We start from the raw sequence: 16,197 nt of genomic DNA, 5'->3' as shown, positions 1-16,197 counted from the left end.
GGCCGTACGGGGGCGGGGCTCGCCGCGCAGGTCCCACTCCACCGTACGGCCCATTAGTCTCGCCCCCATGAGTGAGCAGCGCGACAACAGCAACGGCAGCGGCGCGTACAGCACCCCGGAAGCCCCGCGGCAGGAACAGCGCGGCTTCGAGACCCTCGCCATCCACGCGGGGCAGGCCGCCGACAAGAGCACGGGGGCGGTCGTACCGCCCATCCACCAGGTCTCCACCTACAAGCAGGACGGCGTCGGCGGGCTGCGAGGCGGCTACGAGTACAGCCGCTCGGCGAATCCGACCCGCAGCGCGCTGGAGGAGAACCTGGCGGCGCTGGAGGGCGGCAGGCGCGGGCTGGCCTTCGCCTCCGGGCTGGCCGCGGAGGACTGCCTGCTGCGCACGCTGCTCACCCCCGGCGACCACGTCGTCATCCCCGACGACGCCTACGGCGGCACCTTCCGGCTCTTCGCGCGGGTCGCCGAGCGGTGGGGTGTGCAGTGGTCGGTCGCCGACTCCGCCGACCCGGCCGCCGTACGGGCCGTGATGCGCGAGCGCACCAAGGCAGTGTGGGTCGAGACGCCCTCCAACCCGCTGCTGGGCATCACCGACATCGCCGCGGTCGCCCAGGTGGCGCACGAGGCGGGCGCGCGGCTCGTGGTCGACAACACCTTCGCCAGCCCCTACCTCCAGCAGCCGCTCGCGCTCGGCGCCGACGTCGTCGTCCACTCCACGACGAAGTACATGGGCGGCCACTCCGACGTGGTGGGCGGCGCCCTGGTCGTCAGCGACGAGGCGCTCGGCGACGAACTGGCCTTCCACCAGAACGCGATGGGCGGCATCGCCGGGCCGTTCGACTCCTGGCTGGTGATGCGCGGCATCAAGACGCTGGGCGTCCGGATGGACCGGCACGGGGAGAACGCGGCCCGCGTGGTGCAGCTGCTGACCGCGCACCCGAAGGTCACGCAGGTCTACTACCCCGGGCTGGCCACGCACCCCGGACACGAGATCGCCGCCAAGCAGATGCGGGGCTTCGGCGGGATGGTGTCCTTCCGGGTCGAGGGCGGCGAGGAGGCCGCGGTACGGGTGTGCGACCGGGCGCGGCTGTTCACGCTGGGAGAGTCGCTCGGCGGGGTCGAGTCGCTGATCGAGCACCCCGGCCGGATGACCCACGCCTCGGCGGCGGGCTCCGCGCTGGAGGTCCCGGCCGATCTCGTCCGCCTCTCGGTGGGCATCGAGTCCGCGGACGATCTGCTGGCCGACCTTACGCAGGCCCTGGACTAGGGCCCCGCAGGCGCTCGCCTGCCGGCAACCGGCTCACCAGCCGCCGGCAGGCGAGGTCGTCGTAGGCGGCGGCTCCGACCAGGGGTCGACGGTGAGGGACCAGACCGCGAGCGCCAGCAGCCCCGCCAGCACCCCGGCCCACAGCGCCGTACGCAGTACCCGGCGCCGCCGCAGCAGGCGGGCCCCGTCCGCGAGGGCCCGCTCGGCGAGGTCGGCGGGCACCGGCTCGGCGGTGCGCTGCTCCAGCAGGCGCCGCACCTCGGCCTCCTTGCGGTCAGGCAGGCTCATGTGCCGCCCCCACCCCGTGTGCGGCGCCCGTGGTGCGACGGGGGCGGCTGAGCACTGTCGCCATGGCGCGGGTGTGCAGCGTGCGCACCCGCTCGACCGGGAGCCCCAGCGCAGCGGCGACCTGCTCCTCGGCCACGCCCTCGTACAGCCGCAGCACCAGCACCAGCCGCTCCTGTGGCGCGAGCCCGCCCAGCAGTCCGCCGCGCGCGCTGCGGTGGCGCCAGCCGGTGTGCGCGAAGCGGGCCGCCAGCGTCTGCCGGGTGCGGTCGTACGGGTCCTCGCCGCGCAGCCGGCCCCAGTCGGCACGCGTCCGCGCGAGCGCCCACACCAGCAGCCGCTCCGCCTCCGGGGCTGCACCGGGGGGTTCGGCGGTCAGCAGAGTGGCGGCATGCAACAGCCTGCCGCCCGCGCCCGCGACGAACGCCTCGAACTCCCGGGCGCGGAGGCGCTCCTGCCGTGCCTGACGTTCTCGCACGCCGCCTCCCGTGCCGCCTATAGGACGGCAGGCGGGCAGATCAAATCAAGAGGCGTGCCAAGGGTTCACGCTGGGCATGAGCCCGGCTCGGGCTGGTCAGGAGCCGGGCCGGGGCTCGTCAGGAGCCGGGCTTCGGGGGCTGCGCGAGGCTGCTCGGGTTCAGTTCGAGCATCGACTTGTTGAAGCGGGTCAGCAGCGTGCAGAACGTCGCGCGCTCCTCGTCCGACCAGTCCTTGGTGATGAGTTGCATCAGGTTGCGGCGCGAGGAGCGCACCTCCTCCAGCCGCGCCTCGCCGCGCGGGGAGAGCTGGAGCACGACCGCGCGCCCGTCCTCGGGGTGCGAGGTCCGCTTGACCAGCCCTGACTCGACCAGCGGCGCGACCTGCCGGGTCACCGTCGAGGAGTCGATGCCCATACCGGCGGCGAGCGCTTTGACGCCCATCGGGCCCTCCTGGTCGAGGCGGTTGAGCAGGAGGTAGGCGGCGCGGTCCATGGAGTTGCGGGCCTGGCCGAGCCCGCCGAGCCGGGTCTGCTCCGCGCGGCGCGCGTACACCGCCAGCTGGTGCTGCATGGCGTCCAGCACGGCGGCTCCGGAAGTGGCGCCGGGGGCGGCTGAGGCGGTGGCACCGTCGTCGGCAGGCACCGCGGGGTCGTTGTCCGGCGCGTCGGGGGTGTCTGTCGTCATGTCCGGGTGCGTGGGCATGGCAGGTGCGCTCACTTCGTCGGTCTGCGGGATTTTTTGTTGAATTTTGGCAGTTCTGGGGTGGTCTATTGGGTGCGTTGCCCTGAGCTGGTGGGCACAGAGTACGCGGAGCGGGTCCAAGACGTACCTCCAGTGCACAAACCAGTGACGCGGACCACCTCGGCCCGCCCGCCGTCCCGCTCCCCGCGGGCGCCCGCCGTGCGACTGCCCGCCCGCCCGCCGGCTGCCAGACTGGCGGAATGGTCACCAGTGCAACACCCTCCACCCCCTCCGCGCACCACGAACTCCCCGTCTCGCTGGACGACGTACGCCATGCGCACAAGACCCTCGCCGGGGTCGCCCGCACGACCGCCGTCGAGGGCAGCAGGCACCTCTCCTCGCTGGTCGGCTCCCCCGTCCACCTCAAGTGCGAGAACCTCCAGCGCACCGGCTCCTTCAAGCTGCGCGGCGCCTACGTACGGATCGCCGGGCTCTCCCCCGAGGAGCGACGGCGCGGTGTGGTCGCGGCGAGCGCGGGCAACCACGCGCAGGGGGTGGCGCTGGCGGCCTCGCTGCTCGGGGTGACCTCCACGGTCTTCATGCCGGTGGGGGCACCGCTGCCGAAGGTCGCGGCCACCCGCGAGTACGGGGCCAGGGTACGGATGCACGGCCAGGTCGTGGACGAGACGCTGGAGGCCGCCAAGGAGTACGCGCACGCCACCGGCGCCGTCTTCATCCACCCCTTCGACCACCCGCACGTGGTGGCAGGACAGGGCACCCTCGGCCTGGAACTGCTGGAACAGTGCCCCGAGGTGCGGACCGTCGTGGTGGGCGTCGGGGGCGGCGGACTGCTGGCCGGGATGGCGGTGGCCATCAAGTCGCTGCGCCCCGATGTGCGGGTGATCGGGGTGCAGGCCGAGGGCTCGGCCGCGTATCCGCCCTCGCTGCGGGCCGGCCGGCCGGTGGCGCTGGAGTCGGTCTCGACGATGGCGGACGGGATCAAGGTCGGCAAGCCGGGCCAGGTGCCGTTCGCGATCGTCCGCACCCTGGTGGACGACATCCGTACGGTCTCCGAAGACGCCCTCTCCAGAGCGCTGCTGCTCTGCCTGGAGCGGGCCAAGCTGGTGGTGGAGCCCGCCGGGGCGAGCTCGGTCGCGGCACTGCTGTCGGCTCCGCACAGCTTCGAGGGCCCGGTCGCCGCTGTGCTCTCGGGCGGGAACGTCGACCCCCTGGTCCTGCAGCGGACCCTGCGGCACGGTATGGCGGCGGCCGGCCGCTACCTCTCGCTGCGGCTGCGCCTCTCCGACCGGCCGGGAGCGCTCGCGGCGCTGCTCGGGGAGCTGTCGGTGATGGACGCGAACGTGCTGGACGTGGGCCATGTGCGCACCGATCCGCGGCTCGGCCTGGACGAGGTGGAGGTGGAGCTGCACATGGAGACGAAGGGCCCCGAACACTGCGTCGAGGTCGCCTCGGGACTGCGCGCCGCGGGCTACACGGTCATGAGCTGACCGCCGCGACGGCGAGGAGGCGCTGGGAGCAGGGGGCGGAGCCGGAGCCGGAGCCGGAGCCGGACACGAGGTATCGCGTATCGGTATCGGCTATCGCGAAAACAGCTTGACGCGATACATCGCGTCACTTCATACTGCTGTGCGACGGGGCACACCCCGCAACACATCTGTACATGCCGGACTTGTCCGGCAGCCCTAGCATCTTCGTAGAGCTTCACGCTCCACCACTCTGGGAGTCCATCCATGCCAGGTGCCATTTACGCCGAGGGACTGGTGAAGACCTTCGGCGAGGTGAGGGCTCTGGACGGCGTCGATCTCGACGTCCCCGAATCCACCGTGCTCGGCCTGCTGGGGCCGAACGGCGCGGGCAAGACCACCGCGGTCAGGGTGCTGACCACACTCCTGCGGCCCGATGCGGGCAAGGCCGTCGTCGCCGGGGTCGACGTGCTCAAGAACCCCACGGCGGTGCGCCGTTCGATCGGTCTCTCGGGCCAGTTCGCCGCCGTGGACGAGTATCTGACCGGCCGCGAGAACCTGCAAATGGTCGGGCAGCTCTATCAGATGTCCGGCCGCGACGCGAAGAAGCGGGCGAACGAACTGCTGGAGCGGTTCAATCTGGCCGACGCCGCCGACCGCACCACCAAGACGTATTCGGGCGGCATGCGCCGCCGCCTCGACCTGGCCGCCGCGCTGGTGGTCAGCCCTCCCGTGATGTTCATGGACGAGCCGACCACGGGGCTCGACCCGCGCAACCGGCAGCAACTGTGGGAGGTCATCGAAGAGCTGGTCGCCGGTGGTACGACGCTGCTGCTGACGACGCAGTATCTGGAGGAGGCCGACCGGCTCGCGCACGACATCGCCGTCGTCGACCACGGCAAGGTCATCGCCCGCGGCACCTCCGACCAGCTCAAGGCGCAGACCGGCGGCGAACGCATCGAGGTCGTCGTGCACGAGCGGGAGCACATCCCCGCCGCCCGGGAAATCCTCGACACCCACGCGCTGCGCGGCCCGGCCTGCGAGGGCTGCACCGTCGAGGAGCACACCCGCAAGCTGACCGTCCCGGTCACCGGCGGCGCCAAGCTGCTGGCCGAGGTCATCAGGGAGCTGGACGCGCGCGGTATCGAGATCGACGACATCGGCCTGCGCCGCCCCACCCTGGACGACGTCTTCATCTCCCTGACGGGCCACGCCGCCGAGGGCGAGCGGGAGCCGGGAGCCACCGACGAACAACCGGCCCCGGACAGGCCCGGGGACGCCCTTCAGCACCAGCCCGAGTCCGAGGAGGCCACGAAGTGACTGCCACAGCACAGGCGGCGGCGCCGACAGCCCCCAGCGGGCGAGGCGGCATCAGCCAGTCGATAACCGACTCGCTGGTGATGGCCAAGCGCAACCTGATACGCATGGTGCGCATACCCGAGGTCGTCATCTTCGGGCTGATCCAGCCCATCATGTTCGTGGTGCTGTTCAGCTACGTCTTCGGCGGCTCCATCAAGGTGCCGGGCGCCGGTACGGACGCCGGCTCCTACCGCGAGTTCCTGATGGCGGGCATCTTCGCGCAGACCGTCACCTTCGCCACGGCGGGCGCCAGCGCCGGAATCGCCGAGGACATGCACAAGGGCCTCGTGGACCGGTTCCGCTCCCTGCCGATGACCCGCGGTGCCGTACTGACCGGGCGCACCATCGCCGACCTCGTACAGACGGCGCTGACGCTGGTCGTCCTCGCCATCGTGGCCGCGCTCGTCGGCTGGGCACCGCACGACGGGCTGGGCGACGCCCTCGCCGGATTCGGGCTGCTGCTGCTCCTCGGCTACGCCTTCACCTGGATCGGCGCGCTGATCGGGCTCTCCGTCCGCACCCCCGAGGCGGCCACCTCCGGCGGGCTGATCTGGCTGTTCCCGCTGACCTTCATCTCCGTCGCGTTCGTGCCCTCGCAGAACATGCCGGCGTTCCTCCAGCACGTCGCTGAGTGGAACCCGTTCAGCGCGACGGTGGTCGCCTGCCGTGAGCTGTTCGGCAACCTGCCCCCCACCTACCCGGTTCCGGACGCCTGGCCGATGCAGCACCCGGTGTGGGCCTCGCTGATCTGGTCCATCGCCATCGTCGCGGTCTTCCGCACCCTGGCGGTCCGCAAATACCGCTCGGCGACGGCGTGAGCACCCGGCCGTAAGCACCCACACCGACGACAACGGCGGACGGCCCGCGCTCCATGCGCGGGCCGTCCGCCGTTTCGGTGCTCTGCGTCAGCTCCGGTAGGGCTTGGCCTCCAGGATGCGTACCGAGGCCATCTTGCCGTTCGGCAGCTCGTACTCCGCGTCCTGGCCCACCTTCTTGCCCATCACGCCGGAGCCCAGCGGCGACTGCGGAGAGTAGGTCTCGATGTCCGAGCTGGCGTATTCGCGGGACGCCAGGAGGAAGGTGATGGTGTCGTCCTCGTCACCGTCGAAAGCGATCTTGACCACCATGCCGGGCTCGACCACGCCGTCGTCCGCCGGAGCCTCGCCGACCTTGGCGTTCTCCAGGAGCTGCTGAAGCTGCCGGATCCGCAGCTCCTGCTTGCCCTGTTCCTCCTTGGCCGCGTGGTACCCGCCGTTCTCGCGGAGGTCGCCCTCCTCGCGAGCCGCCTCGATCTTCTTGGAGATCTCGGTGCGTGCAGGACCCGACAGATACTCCAGCTCGGCCTTGAGCTGGGCGTACGCCTCCTGGGTCAGCCAGGTGACGTTGTCGCTGGTCTGGGTCACAGGTGCTCCTCGTCGGTACTGGGGATATCAGCTGATGCAGCAAACGCCCTACCAGAAAGGGTGCGCCTTCACTGGTGGGCGAAACCACGAGCTTAACAATTCCGCCGGAAAAGGGAAGAAGACCCTCGCTCCGCCGCAGGTCAGCGGGGTCCGCAGGGCATGCCGGTGAGCGGCGCACACCGAGGGCGGGACCCCGGGGGGCTCACCGCGTCTGGCAGCCCACCAGCTCCGCGCTGGTCGCGCGTGCCGTCGTACGCACCGTGATCACCTTGTCGACGCGCGAGGTCCCGGTGGGGAACTCCGCGTCCTTGCGGCCGACCTCGCTGCCGTTCTCCGCCCGGGTACGCAGCGTGCACACGCCCTCGACACCGGCGTCCTTGCGCACCTCCAGGTGCACTTCAACGGCGCTGTCGGAAACGACCTTCCACTTGATCAACTCGCCGCTCACGTCCTGGCCCGAGACGTAGGAGACCCCGATCCAGCCGACCAGGGCGAGCAGCAGCACACCCAGCACCCCGCCGGTGATCTTCAGTCGGCGGTCCGTGCGCGCCTCGGCGCTCCCGTCCCGGCCCGTGGCACGCCCTGAACGGCCCGCCGTACGCCCGTAACGCCCCTCGGGGACCTGTTGGCGCAGGTCAACCATGGTCCGTTCCTCTCGGCGTGCGCTCCGGCCGCGCCCTGGGAGCCGGGCCGGAGCTGAGCGGGGTGGTACCGGGAATACATCGCGGTGCTGATTCGGTCACTATAGAAGCCGCCCCCGGAACCGCTGAAGGCGGGCCGACTGCTGAAGGCGGGCCGACCGCCGCTGGGGGACCGGGCCGATGGCGGAGCCGCTTTGACCTATGAGGATTGAGTTGTGACTGAGCAACTGCGACTGATGGCCGTGCACGCGCACCCCGACGACGAGTCGAGCAAGGGCGCGGCCACCATGGCAAAGTACGTCGACGAGGGGGTGGACGTCCTCGTCGCGACGTGCACGGGGGGCGAGCGGGGCTCCATCCTCAACCCGAAGCTCCAGGGGGACACCTACGTCGAGGAGCACATCCACGAGGTGCGCCGGAAGGAGATGGACGAGGCCAGGGAGATCCTGGGCGTCAAGCAGGCGTGGCTCGGCTTCGTCGACTCGGGCCTGCCCGAGGGCGACCCGCTGCCGCCGCTGCCGGAGGGCTGCTTCGCGCTGCAGGACGTGGACGAGGCCGCCGGCGCACTGGTGCGGCTCATCCGTGAGTTCCGTCCCCAGGTGATCACCACCTACGACGAGAACGGCGGTTACCCGCACCCCGACCACATCATGACCCACAAGATCTCGATGGTCGCCTTCGAGCACGCGGCGAACACCGAGAAGTACCCGGAGGCGGAGTTCGGCCCGGCGTGGCAGCCGCAGAAGCTCTACTACAACCAGGGCTTCAACCGGGAGCGCACCATGGCCATGCACAACGCGATGCTGGAGCGCGGCCTGGAGTCCCCGTACACGGAGTGGCTGGAGCGCTGGGAGAAGATGGGGATCAAGGAGCGCCAGATCACCACGTATGTGCCCTGCGGCGACTTCTTCGAGATCCGCGACAAGGCGCTGATCGCGCACGCCACCCAGATCGACCCCGACGGCGGCTGGTTCCGGGTCCCGATGGACATCCAGAAGGAGGTCTGGCCGACCGAGGAGTACGAGCTGGCCAAGTCCCGCGTGGAGACCTCCCTCCCCGAGGACGACCTCTTCGCGGGGATCCGCGAGAATTGACGGTATGAGCCCCACGCAGACAACGCTCGTCCAGGTCCTTCCGCTGGCCGCGAAGGACCTGGACGAGAACAAGGTGACCCCCGGTGTGCTCGGCTTCATCGTCTTCGCATTGATCGGCGCCGCCGTGTGGATGCTGATGAAGTCGATGAACAAGCACATGAAGCGCGTGAACTTCGAGGAGCAGCCCGAGCAGCCCGCGGCGGACGACGACGGCCCCGCCCAGGCCGCTGCCGAGGCCGCTGAGGCCGCAGCGGAGGCCCCCGCGGAGACCGCCGCCTCGGCGCCCTCGGCACCCCCGAAGCGGGAGGGCTGAAGCGAGGGGGCTGCTCGGCCCGCCCGCTCCCCGGCCCTCGCACCCGACCGCTGCCTCTGTCCTCTGCCCTCTGTCTTCTGCCCTCTGCCCGTCCGTCTGGAGAACGACATGCTGTTCGGCAGGTTCAAGAACCGCGTCCCCACCCCCGAGGAAGCCCTCAAGGGCCGCCCGGAGCCGGAGTACGCCGTGCCCGAACGTCACACCGTGCTCGGCACGGCGCTCCAGGGCCCGTACCCGGAGGGTCTGGAGATCGCCGACTTCGGCATGGGCTGCTTCTGGGGCGCCGAGCGGGTCTTCTGGACGACCGACGGTGTGTGGACGACTCTCGTCGGCTATCAGGGCGGCTCCACCCCCAACCCGACGTACGAGGAGGTCTGCTCGGGTCTCACCGGGCACGCCGAGGTGGTCCGCGTCGTCTTCGACCCGTCGAAGGTCTCCTACGAAGCCCTGCTCAAGCGCTTCTGGGAGGCCCACGATCCCACCCAGGGCTTCCGCCAGGGCAACGACACCGGCACCCAGTACCGCTCGGCGGTCTACACCCACTCCCACGCCCAGGCCGCCACCGCCGAAGCGTCCAGGACCGCCTACCAGCAGGTCCTCACTTCCTCAGGACACGGCGACATCACCACCGAGATCCTCCCCGCCGAGGACCGCCCCTTCTACCCCGCCGAGGGCTACCACCAGCAGTACCTGGACAAGAACCCGGCCGGCTACTGCGGCATCGGCGGCACGGGCGTCAAGCTAAGTGACCCGCCCGAGGGTGGCTCCTGCCCCACTGGGATCGCGCCGACGGACGGATGACGCCGGTGCTGTTCCGGGAACCCGGCGGCAGCGTGGCTCGTGCCCGGCGATCGGTCTGCGGTTGGGGAAGCTTTCCTACGCCGCTCCGGGCGGCAGTGGCCGTACACCTTCATGTACGGCACGGCGCACCATCAGCGACAGCTTCGCGGCGTCTTTGGTGAATCCGGTGAGCAGTAGACGCTTGCCAGTCCTGACCCGGATTCGGCAGTGCACGTCCCATCCCATCGCCCTGCTGATGGCGTTGGCCTGCCCGCGATCAGATACCTCGGTGATGCTTTCCCATGGAATCACCCGGGTTTCTCCGGTCCTGCGATAGACCAGCCCGCCCTGGCGCAGTATGTAGACCTCGCCATGCCGACTGAGGTAGCGCAGCCCGTTGGTGATCCCCGACCAGAGAGACAGCAGCGCCACGCCGAGCAGCAGTCCGGCAAAGGTGCCGCTGGCCGCCTCCTTGAAGGTCTGGATGACGACGGGAATGGAGCCGGCCAAGGCCACCAACCCGATCGGCAGCCAGATGATCCCGACCCGTCCATGTCGCGCTACGTCGGTCTCGTGCCGAGTCACGAACCTGCCCAGCTCTCTCTCACCCGGTGCTGCCATCCACCCCTCCCCCAGTCGTGCGTAGCATCTTCACAAGATGCCGTACGCATGGCAAGAACACCGTTGACGCAGTGAGCCCTCGCTCCCCATGCCATCCGGCGCGTCGTCCAGGGGCTCCATCGCGGGAGCGGCCAGAGACCGATCTGCCGCGCCGCACACAGAGCCCGAACAAGGGCTCTTGGGCAGCCGGGCTGATCCACCGTCGCAGTGCCGGGGCGCTCGATGGGTCACATGTCACCACCGGCTCGGCGGCACGGGCGTGAGCTGCCCGATCGGGGTTGCGAACTTCCCCGAGGAGTGAGCTGCCGGACGCAACCATCGGAATGACGCCCGGGCGCCGGTCGTGGCATAACCCGCACGCCTCCGGCTCTCCGGCGGGCATCGGTCTTACTGTACGAGCAATCCGTCCGGATACCGGACGATGTCTCGTCACTCCGACGTTCCCCTGGAGGTCACGATGCCCAGCCCGCCCCAGCCGTTCGGCACCGTCGTCAGCAACAACGGCGTCAACCTGCGCAAGTACCCGAGCACGGACTCCTCCATCGTCGGCGCCCTGAGCCACGGCACCGAGGTCGGTCTGCGCAGCAAGGTGAACGCCCAGAACATCGACGGCAACAGCATCTGGTACCTGCTGCGCGACAAGGCCGCGTGGGTCGCCGCCCGGCACGTCGACAACACCGGACAGGTACCGCTGTCCAAGGACGTCGAACCGGCCGGCCCGCAGGGCTGACGGCGGACCGCCCCTTTTCAGCCTTTCAGGGCCACCCGAACCCGTACTTGGGCCAGAACCCGGCCGACTGCTGCGGTATCGGCGGCATGGGCGCGAGCTCGGCTCGGGGCTGGTGGGTTGCCGCGAGGCGGGAGCGGACAGCTTGTAGGGTCCGGGCCATGGGTTTCAGCATGGAGATAGTCGCGGCTCGGGCGGACGAACTCGCTGATGCGGTGCCGGATGTGTTCGCCGAGACAGACACCACGTTGGGCTTCGAGGACGCGACCTCCGTGAGTCGGGGGTCAGAGCTGTGTGTAACGAAGAGCGGTGACTGGGTCATCGTGATCGATGTCTGGCACAGGCTCTCGGGGTTCACGCCGTACTTGGTCGAGGCATCGGCATCGACAGATCTGTACCTCGTGCGTATCGGCGGTGACCCGGCGGTGTTTCACTATCGCGATGGCTGCTTGCAGATGGCGGCAGAGGGCTCTCACGCCTGTATGGAACTCGCGGCCGTCGATTATGACGACGGCGAGGTGCTGGGGCAGGAACTGCTGCTCAAGTACACCGGAGTGAGCTTCGCCGACGACGACCTGTGGAGCGCGGAGTTCACGGTCTTCGCTCTCGATTGACCTCGCGCCCCGCCTGGCGCGGGTCGTGTCGGCTCCAACAGCACATCCGCAGCCGGTCGTGCTGCACTACGCAGGACAGGGGGAAGGCGGAAACACTCAGCCGTAAGGGCCCTACGCGAAGTGGAAGAGCGCGCCCTCGCCCCGCTTGGCGACCGCGAGAATGAACGTGCGGAACTCCTCGAAATCCCCCTTGAGGAACTCGTCTTGCCCTGGGCCGTCATACACGTCCTCGAAACGTACGCCGCTGAGCCAGTCGGCCAACTCGGCTATGAGGCTGGCGGTGAGTTCCATGGCCTGGCTGCCGTCATCCTCATCGAGGCCGTCGTCCTCTTCCTCCTCCCCTCCCTCTTCTTCCTCTTCGTCATCTTCCTCCTCTTCGCCGTAGTCCCAGTTCAGATCGACGTACTCCTCACCCAGGAACACGTTCACCGGGGCGTCGTAGACCAGGTCCTCCCACTGCTCAAGTGAGAAACGCTCGATGTAGAAGGTGCGCTGCTGGACGCTGAGGTTTGAGCGGAGTGGGGTCTCATCACCCTCAGGCGTCTCGTCCAGAAGACGCGCGGCATACGACGGATCCTGGCGCGCCCGGTCCATCTGCTGGTCCGTGACGCTTCTGAAGCTCGCGGTGACACCCACGATTTACCCCCAATGTGTCATGTGGCGAGAAAGACCTCGTCGCCAGGAATCAATCACTTCTCGAAGCGCTCTTCGACGGCAGTCCTGAATAGGGGACGAGCAGCAAGAGCGCGTCGCCTTGAATCCATCAGCGCATCGGCCGGATCCGCATCCCCGTGGACGCGTCGAACAGCATCTCACCGGGTGTTCACGTCAACTTCCTGCTGCATAAGCCAGCTTGGGCGGCTGCCAGGGGGGGCTGACCACTGTCGGCCGCAGCCCCGCGCCGCCTGCGCTGTGTGGCGCTTTTGGCCCCCGTGACACACGCCGGCGGATTGACATGGGCGTGGGAGGGGCAGACGCGATGTGAATGTCATGAGCATGATTCACAGACTCTACAGACTCACCCCCCACAGGAGGATCACCGTGACACTCAGAAGCGCCGCGCGGGCGCTCATCGCCATGCTCGTCGTGGCTCTGGCCTGGACCATGGGCCAGGCGTCGGCCACAGCCGCACCCTCGACGTCCGCCGCGGCGGTCGTCCTGACGTACGACACCTCGGGAGCCGAAGAGTTCGTGGACGCGGTCGACAAGGGGGCCGCGGTCTGGAACGACAACGTGGAGAACGTCCAGCTGAAGCCGGCCAGGTCGGGCGAGAGGGCCAATATCGAGATACTCGCGGACGACGGCTGGCCGCGGGCGCAGACCACCAGCCTGGGCAACGGCACCATCTGGATGGGACGGCAGGCCGTGGACGAGGGGCACGACACCATCCGCATCGCGGCGCACGAACTCGGCCACATCCTGGGCCTGCCCGACAAGAAGCCGGGGCCGTGCAGCAGCCTGATGTCCGGCGCCTCCGCCGGGACCGACTGCACCAACGCCACGCCCGACGCGTCCGAACGGGCCGAGGTCGAGGACAACTTCGCCTCCGCGGGCGTGAGCCCCGCGGTGTACGCGGCGCGGTTGTACCTGGACTGACCGGTGTACCTGGACTGACCGAGCTGTCACCGGGCACGGTGCCCCGTACGGTACGGCGGGCACCGTGCCCGGTCGCCGAGAACTGATCGCATCCGTACGCCTGCTTCACACTCCTCGAACATTGCTTGCGGATGCTGGCCGCCATGGAGACCACAAGCACCGCGAAGGCCGAGGGGGAGACGGCGCCACGGCGCGGGCGCTCGGTGATGACCGTGCGGATCGCCGTGCTCGGTCTGCTTCTTCTGCTGCTGCCCGCCGCGACAGGGTGCGTCGGCGGCCGGGGCGACGACGACCAGCAGGGCAAGAAGAAGCGGCCCAACGTGCTGATGGTGATGACGGACGACCAGTGGCTCGAATCGATGAGAGTCCTGTCCAGGACACGGAAGCTGCTGGGCGACGAGGGCGTCACCTTCGACCGCTACCACCCGTCGACACCGCTGTGCTGTCCCTCGCGATCCACCTATCTGACCGGGCAGTTCGCGCACAACAACGGCGTACGGCACAACTCGGCCCCGCAGGGCGGCTACGACAAGCTGAACGAGAAGAAGACGCTGCCGGTGTGGATGCAGAAGGCCGGCTATGTCACCTCGCACATCGGCAAGTACCCCAACGGCTACGGCAAGGACGACCCGGAGCATGTGCCCCCGGGATGGGACGAGTGGCGCGGCTCGGTGGACCCGACCACGTACCAGATGTGGGGCTACAAGCTCAACGAGAACGGCAAGCTCCATACGTACGGGAAGCCCGACGACGAGGACCCGAAGCTCTACCAGACCGATGTGTACCGCGACAAAGGCGTCGACTTCATCAAGCGGAAGGCCAAGGGGGACAAGCCTTTCTTCCTGAGCCTGGCCTTTCTCGCACCCCACGGGGAGCTCCTGAAAGAGCAGGACGGTAAGCACGGGAAGTCCCGGAAACCGGGGAAGGGGAAGGGGAAGAAGGGGAGGGCGAACTCGGGCGACGGGCCGAAATCCGGGCAGTTGCGTCCGATCGTCGCGGACGCCCCCCGTCCGGCACCCCGCCACAAGGGCGAGTTCGCGGACGAGAAGCTTCCCGAGAACCCCGCGTACAACGAGAAGGACATGCGGGACAAGCCGAAGTTCCTCCAGAAGCGAGGAAATCTGGACAGCGAGACCACCCAGAGCATCACCGAGAGCTACCGGGGACGGCTCGAATCGCTGCTGGCGGTGGACGAGGCCGTGGAAAAGCTGATGAGCACGCTCAAGTCCACTGGCCAGCTGGACAATACCTATGTGGTCTTCGCCTCCGATAACGGGTTCTTCTTCGGCGAGCACCGCGTGCCCACGGGAAAGTTCCTTCCTCACGGCGCGTCGGGACAGGTACCGATGGTGCTGCGCGGCCCCGGCGTCGCCAAGGGGCAGCACTCGAAGGAGCTCACCAGCAACGTCGATCTGGCCGCCACCATTTCGGACATCGGCGGTGCGGACCCTGACCTCGAGCTCGATGGCCGTTCGCTACTGCCGTTCGGCCGTGACCCCCGTAAGGGCAGTGGCAGGCCGGTGCTCCAGGAGATCGCGGAAGGTGCCCGCCGCACACCGGTGGCTGCCCCGGGCCACGGCAAGCCCCCGGCCGGGGGGCCGCCGGACGACGACGTCTCCACGGGGCGGGCCGCGGCCGACGGGGACCTCGACATGGACGGCCCCACCTCACCCACACCGCAGTCGCAGGGGAAGAAGAAGCGGAAGGGCAGCAAGGGGCAGGAGTATTCGGCGGCATACGAGGCGATCCGCGCCGGCGACTATCTCTACATCCGCTACAGCGCGGGCGCTCGGGAGCTGTACGACCTGGACGCCGATCCGTACGAGTTGACCTCGCGCCACAACGATCCCCGCTATGCGAAGGTCCGTACGTTCCTCGACCAGCGCCTGGACAAGCTGCAAGGGTGCCAGGGCGAAGAGTGCCGGGAGGAAATACCGGAGCCGCCCGAGCCCGGGTGAGCCGCCGTCCAACGGCCGCACGGCGGAGGATCGGAACTGTCCGACAACCGATGACCTGAAAGGCACCGGGCAGGGGGCGAACCCCTGCCCGGTGCCTTACGTATGAGACCTTGTGTGAACTTCCCCAGGCCCTCTATCGGTTGAGGAGAGGACACTGACCGGACAGAACCACGGTCTCGTACTGGTGGTCGAGGACGAGCGGGCCATCGCGGAGCTGGTCCGCACCTACCTGGTACGCGACGGCTTCTCCGTCATCATCGAGTCGACCGGCCAGGCGGCGCTGGCGACCGTGCGCCGCCACCGCCCCGTCGCGCTGATCCTCGACGTCGTGCTGCCCGACATGGAGGGCACCGAGGTGTGCCGGCGGCTGCGCGGGGAGCAGAACTGGACGCCAGTGCTGTTCCTGACCGCACGGGACGAGGAGGTGGACCGGCTGCTCGGCCTGGAGCTGGGGGCCGACGACTATGTCACCAAGCCGTTCAGCCCGCGGGAGCTGGTGGCCCGGGTGCGTGCGGTGCTGCGGCGCGCCTCGGGCGCCGTCGCGGAGGAGATACGCCGCGTCGGCCCCGTGACGGCGGATGTGCCGCGCCGCCGCGTCTCCGTCGAGGACGGGCCCGTGGAGCTGACGGCCACCGAGTTCGACCTGCTCACCCATCTGATGGAGCGGCCGGGGCGGGTCTGTACGCGCAGCGATCTGCTGGCCGCGGTGTGGGGGCACCGTTCCGACGCGGGGACGCGGACGGTCGATGTGCACATCGCACAGCTGCGGGCCAAGCTGGGCCGGGGAGCAGGGGTGATTCGGACGGTACGCGGTGTCGGATACAGCGTGGAGGAGTGAACCGGCCACCGGAGCGGGCCGGTTGTCCCGTCGGCTGCTGACCGGCAGCGC

Annotated in this window: 19 protein-coding genes; 12 read left to right on the top strand and 7 right to left on the bottom strand. The window is 69.2% G+C overall.

Features of this window, described 5'->3' with window-relative positions; genetic code table 11:
• Positions 1 to 67: 67 nt before the first annotated feature.
• A complete protein-coding gene (locus ITI46_RS16825) occupies positions 68 to 1,273 on the top strand; it encodes a cystathionine gamma-synthase (protein WP_209240376.1) in 1,206 nt (401 codons plus the stop codon).
• A gap of 33 nt (positions 1,274 to 1,306) precedes the next feature.
• On the opposite strand, the gene ITI46_RS16820 is transcribed toward ITI46_RS16825, so the two are convergent.
• The 3 genes from ITI46_RS16820 to ITI46_RS16810 all read right to left on the bottom strand — a co-directional run bounded on the left by ITI46_RS16820 (position 1,307) and on the right by ITI46_RS16810 (position 2,739).
• Entirely contained in the window at positions 1,307 to 1,561 is a 255-nt protein-coding gene (locus tag ITI46_RS16820) for a hypothetical protein (protein WP_209240375.1), read from the bottom strand.
• Positions 1,548 to 2,036, bottom strand: coding sequence for a sigma factor-like helix-turn-helix DNA-binding protein (locus tag ITI46_RS16815; protein ID WP_209240374.1), 489 nt, complete (start codon positions 2,034 to 2,036; stop codon positions 1,548 to 1,550). Before ITI46_RS16815 ends, ITI46_RS16820 begins: the two co-directional genes overlap by 14 nt.
• Before the next feature lie 118 nt (positions 2,037 to 2,154).
• Complete coding sequence (locus ITI46_RS16810; protein ID WP_209240373.1) at positions 2,155 to 2,739, bottom strand: MarR family winged helix-turn-helix transcriptional regulator; 585 nt, start codon at positions 2,737 to 2,739, stop codon at positions 2,155 to 2,157.
• A 239-nt stretch (positions 2,740 to 2,978) separates the two neighbouring features.
• Here ITI46_RS16810 and ilvA point away from each other — a divergent pair, with 239 nt between their 5' ends.
• The 3 genes from ilvA (at position 2,979) to ITI46_RS16795 (ending at position 6,379) form a co-directional block, all read left to right on the top strand.
• Positions 2,979 to 4,226, top strand: a complete 1,248-nt coding sequence (ilvA, locus tag ITI46_RS16805; RefSeq protein WP_209240372.1) for a threonine ammonia-lyase — start codon at positions 2,979 to 2,981, stop codon at positions 4,224 to 4,226.
• A 243-nt stretch (positions 4,227 to 4,469) separates the two neighbouring features.
• Positions 4,470 to 5,522 carry an ATP-binding cassette domain-containing protein gene (locus ITI46_RS16800; protein ID WP_247746100.1) on the top strand — a complete coding sequence of 351 codons (1,053 nt, stop codon included), beginning with the start codon at positions 4,470 to 4,472 and terminating at the stop codon, positions 5,520 to 5,522.
• The gene (locus ITI46_RS16795) at positions 5,519 to 6,379 is read left to right on the top strand and encodes an ABC transporter permease (protein ID WP_209240371.1); all 861 of its coding nucleotides are present in this window, start codon (positions 5,519 to 5,521) and stop codon (positions 6,377 to 6,379) included. The genes ITI46_RS16800 and ITI46_RS16795 overlap by 4 nt, the downstream gene beginning before the upstream one ends.
• An 87-nt stretch (positions 6,380 to 6,466) precedes the next feature.
• Here the strand turns inward: ITI46_RS16795 and greA are convergent, their stop codons facing one another.
• Together greA and ITI46_RS16785 are read right to left on the bottom strand one after the other, a co-directional pair.
• Positions 6,467 to 6,964: a transcription elongation factor GreA gene (gene greA / locus ITI46_RS16790; protein WP_209240370.1), complete on the bottom strand. Its 498-nt coding sequence runs from the start codon at positions 6,962 to 6,964 to the stop codon at positions 6,467 to 6,469.
• A 202-nt stretch (positions 6,965 to 7,166) separates the two neighbouring features.
• Entirely contained in the window at positions 7,167 to 7,607 is a 441-nt protein-coding gene (locus ITI46_RS16785; RefSeq protein ID WP_209240369.1) for a DUF4307 domain-containing protein, read from the bottom strand.
• A gap of 213 nt (positions 7,608 to 7,820) precedes the next feature.
• Here ITI46_RS16785 and mca point away from each other — a divergent pair, with 213 nt between their 5' ends.
• From mca to msrA, 3 genes are all read left to right on the top strand, one after another.
• Positions 7,821 to 8,699: a mycothiol conjugate amidase Mca gene (mca, locus tag ITI46_RS16780; protein ID WP_209240368.1), complete on the top strand. Its 879-nt coding sequence runs from the start codon at positions 7,821 to 7,823 to the stop codon at positions 8,697 to 8,699.
• A 4-nt stretch (positions 8,700 to 8,703) separates the two neighbouring features.
• The gene (locus ITI46_RS16775; RefSeq protein WP_209240367.1) at positions 8,704 to 9,012 is read left to right on the top strand and encodes a hypothetical protein; all 309 of its coding nucleotides are present in this window, start codon (positions 8,704 to 8,706) and stop codon (positions 9,010 to 9,012) included.
• Positions 9,013 to 9,120: 108 nt separating this feature from the next.
• Entirely contained in the window at positions 9,121 to 9,813 is a 693-nt protein-coding gene (gene msrA / locus ITI46_RS16770) for a peptide-methionine (S)-S-oxide reductase MsrA (protein WP_209240366.1), read from the top strand.
• 75 nt (positions 9,814 to 9,888) lie between these two features.
• On the opposite strand, the gene ITI46_RS16765 is transcribed toward msrA, so the two are convergent.
• On the bottom strand, positions 9,889 to 10,413 hold the full coding sequence (locus ITI46_RS16765) for a PH domain-containing protein (protein WP_209240365.1): 525 nt from the start codon (positions 10,411 to 10,413) through the stop codon (positions 9,889 to 9,891).
• A 457-nt stretch (positions 10,414 to 10,870) separates the two neighbouring features.
• On the opposite strand from ITI46_RS16765, the gene ITI46_RS16760 reads away from it, so the two are divergent.
• A complete protein-coding gene (locus tag ITI46_RS16760; RefSeq protein ID WP_209240364.1) occupies positions 10,871 to 11,143 on the top strand; it encodes an SH3 domain-containing protein in 273 nt (90 codons plus the stop codon).
• 158 nt (positions 11,144 to 11,301) lie between these two features.
• Entirely contained in the window at positions 11,302 to 11,754 is a 453-nt protein-coding gene (locus ITI46_RS16755; protein WP_209240363.1) for a hypothetical protein, read from the top strand.
• A 111-nt stretch (positions 11,755 to 11,865) separates the two neighbouring features.
• Here the strand turns inward: ITI46_RS16755 and ITI46_RS16750 are convergent, their stop codons facing one another.
• On the bottom strand, positions 11,866 to 12,390 hold the full coding sequence (locus tag ITI46_RS16750) for a hypothetical protein (protein ID WP_209240362.1): 525 nt from the start codon (positions 12,388 to 12,390) through the stop codon (positions 11,866 to 11,868).
• Between the two features lie 405 nt (positions 12,391 to 12,795).
• Between ITI46_RS16750 and ITI46_RS16745 the strand changes: the two genes are divergently transcribed.
• From ITI46_RS16745 to ITI46_RS16735, 3 genes are all read left to right on the top strand, one after another.
• Positions 12,796 to 13,350 carry a snapalysin family zinc-dependent metalloprotease gene (locus tag ITI46_RS16745; protein ID WP_372451981.1) on the top strand — a complete coding sequence of 185 codons (555 nt, stop codon included), beginning with the start codon at positions 12,796 to 12,798 and terminating at the stop codon, positions 13,348 to 13,350.
• Positions 13,351 to 13,493: 143 nt separating this feature from the next.
• Positions 13,494 to 15,308, top strand: coding sequence for a sulfatase family protein (locus ITI46_RS16740; RefSeq protein ID WP_209240361.1), 1,815 nt, complete (start codon positions 13,494 to 13,496; stop codon positions 15,306 to 15,308).
• Between the two features lie 184 nt (positions 15,309 to 15,492).
• The gene (locus ITI46_RS16735) at positions 15,493 to 16,146 is read left to right on the top strand and encodes a response regulator (RefSeq protein ID WP_307808202.1); all 654 of its coding nucleotides are present in this window, start codon (positions 15,493 to 15,495) and stop codon (positions 16,144 to 16,146) included.
• Positions 16,147 to 16,197: the final 51 nt, after the last annotated feature.

The organism is Streptomyces oryzae, from assembly GCF_017676365.1.
Classification (GTDB): domain Bacteria; phylum Actinomycetota; class Actinomycetes; order Streptomycetales; family Streptomycetaceae; genus Streptomyces; species Streptomyces oryzae.
The sequence above is the reverse complement of the archived record's forward strand: the minus strand, read 5'-3'. Positions and strand labels throughout refer to the sequence as shown.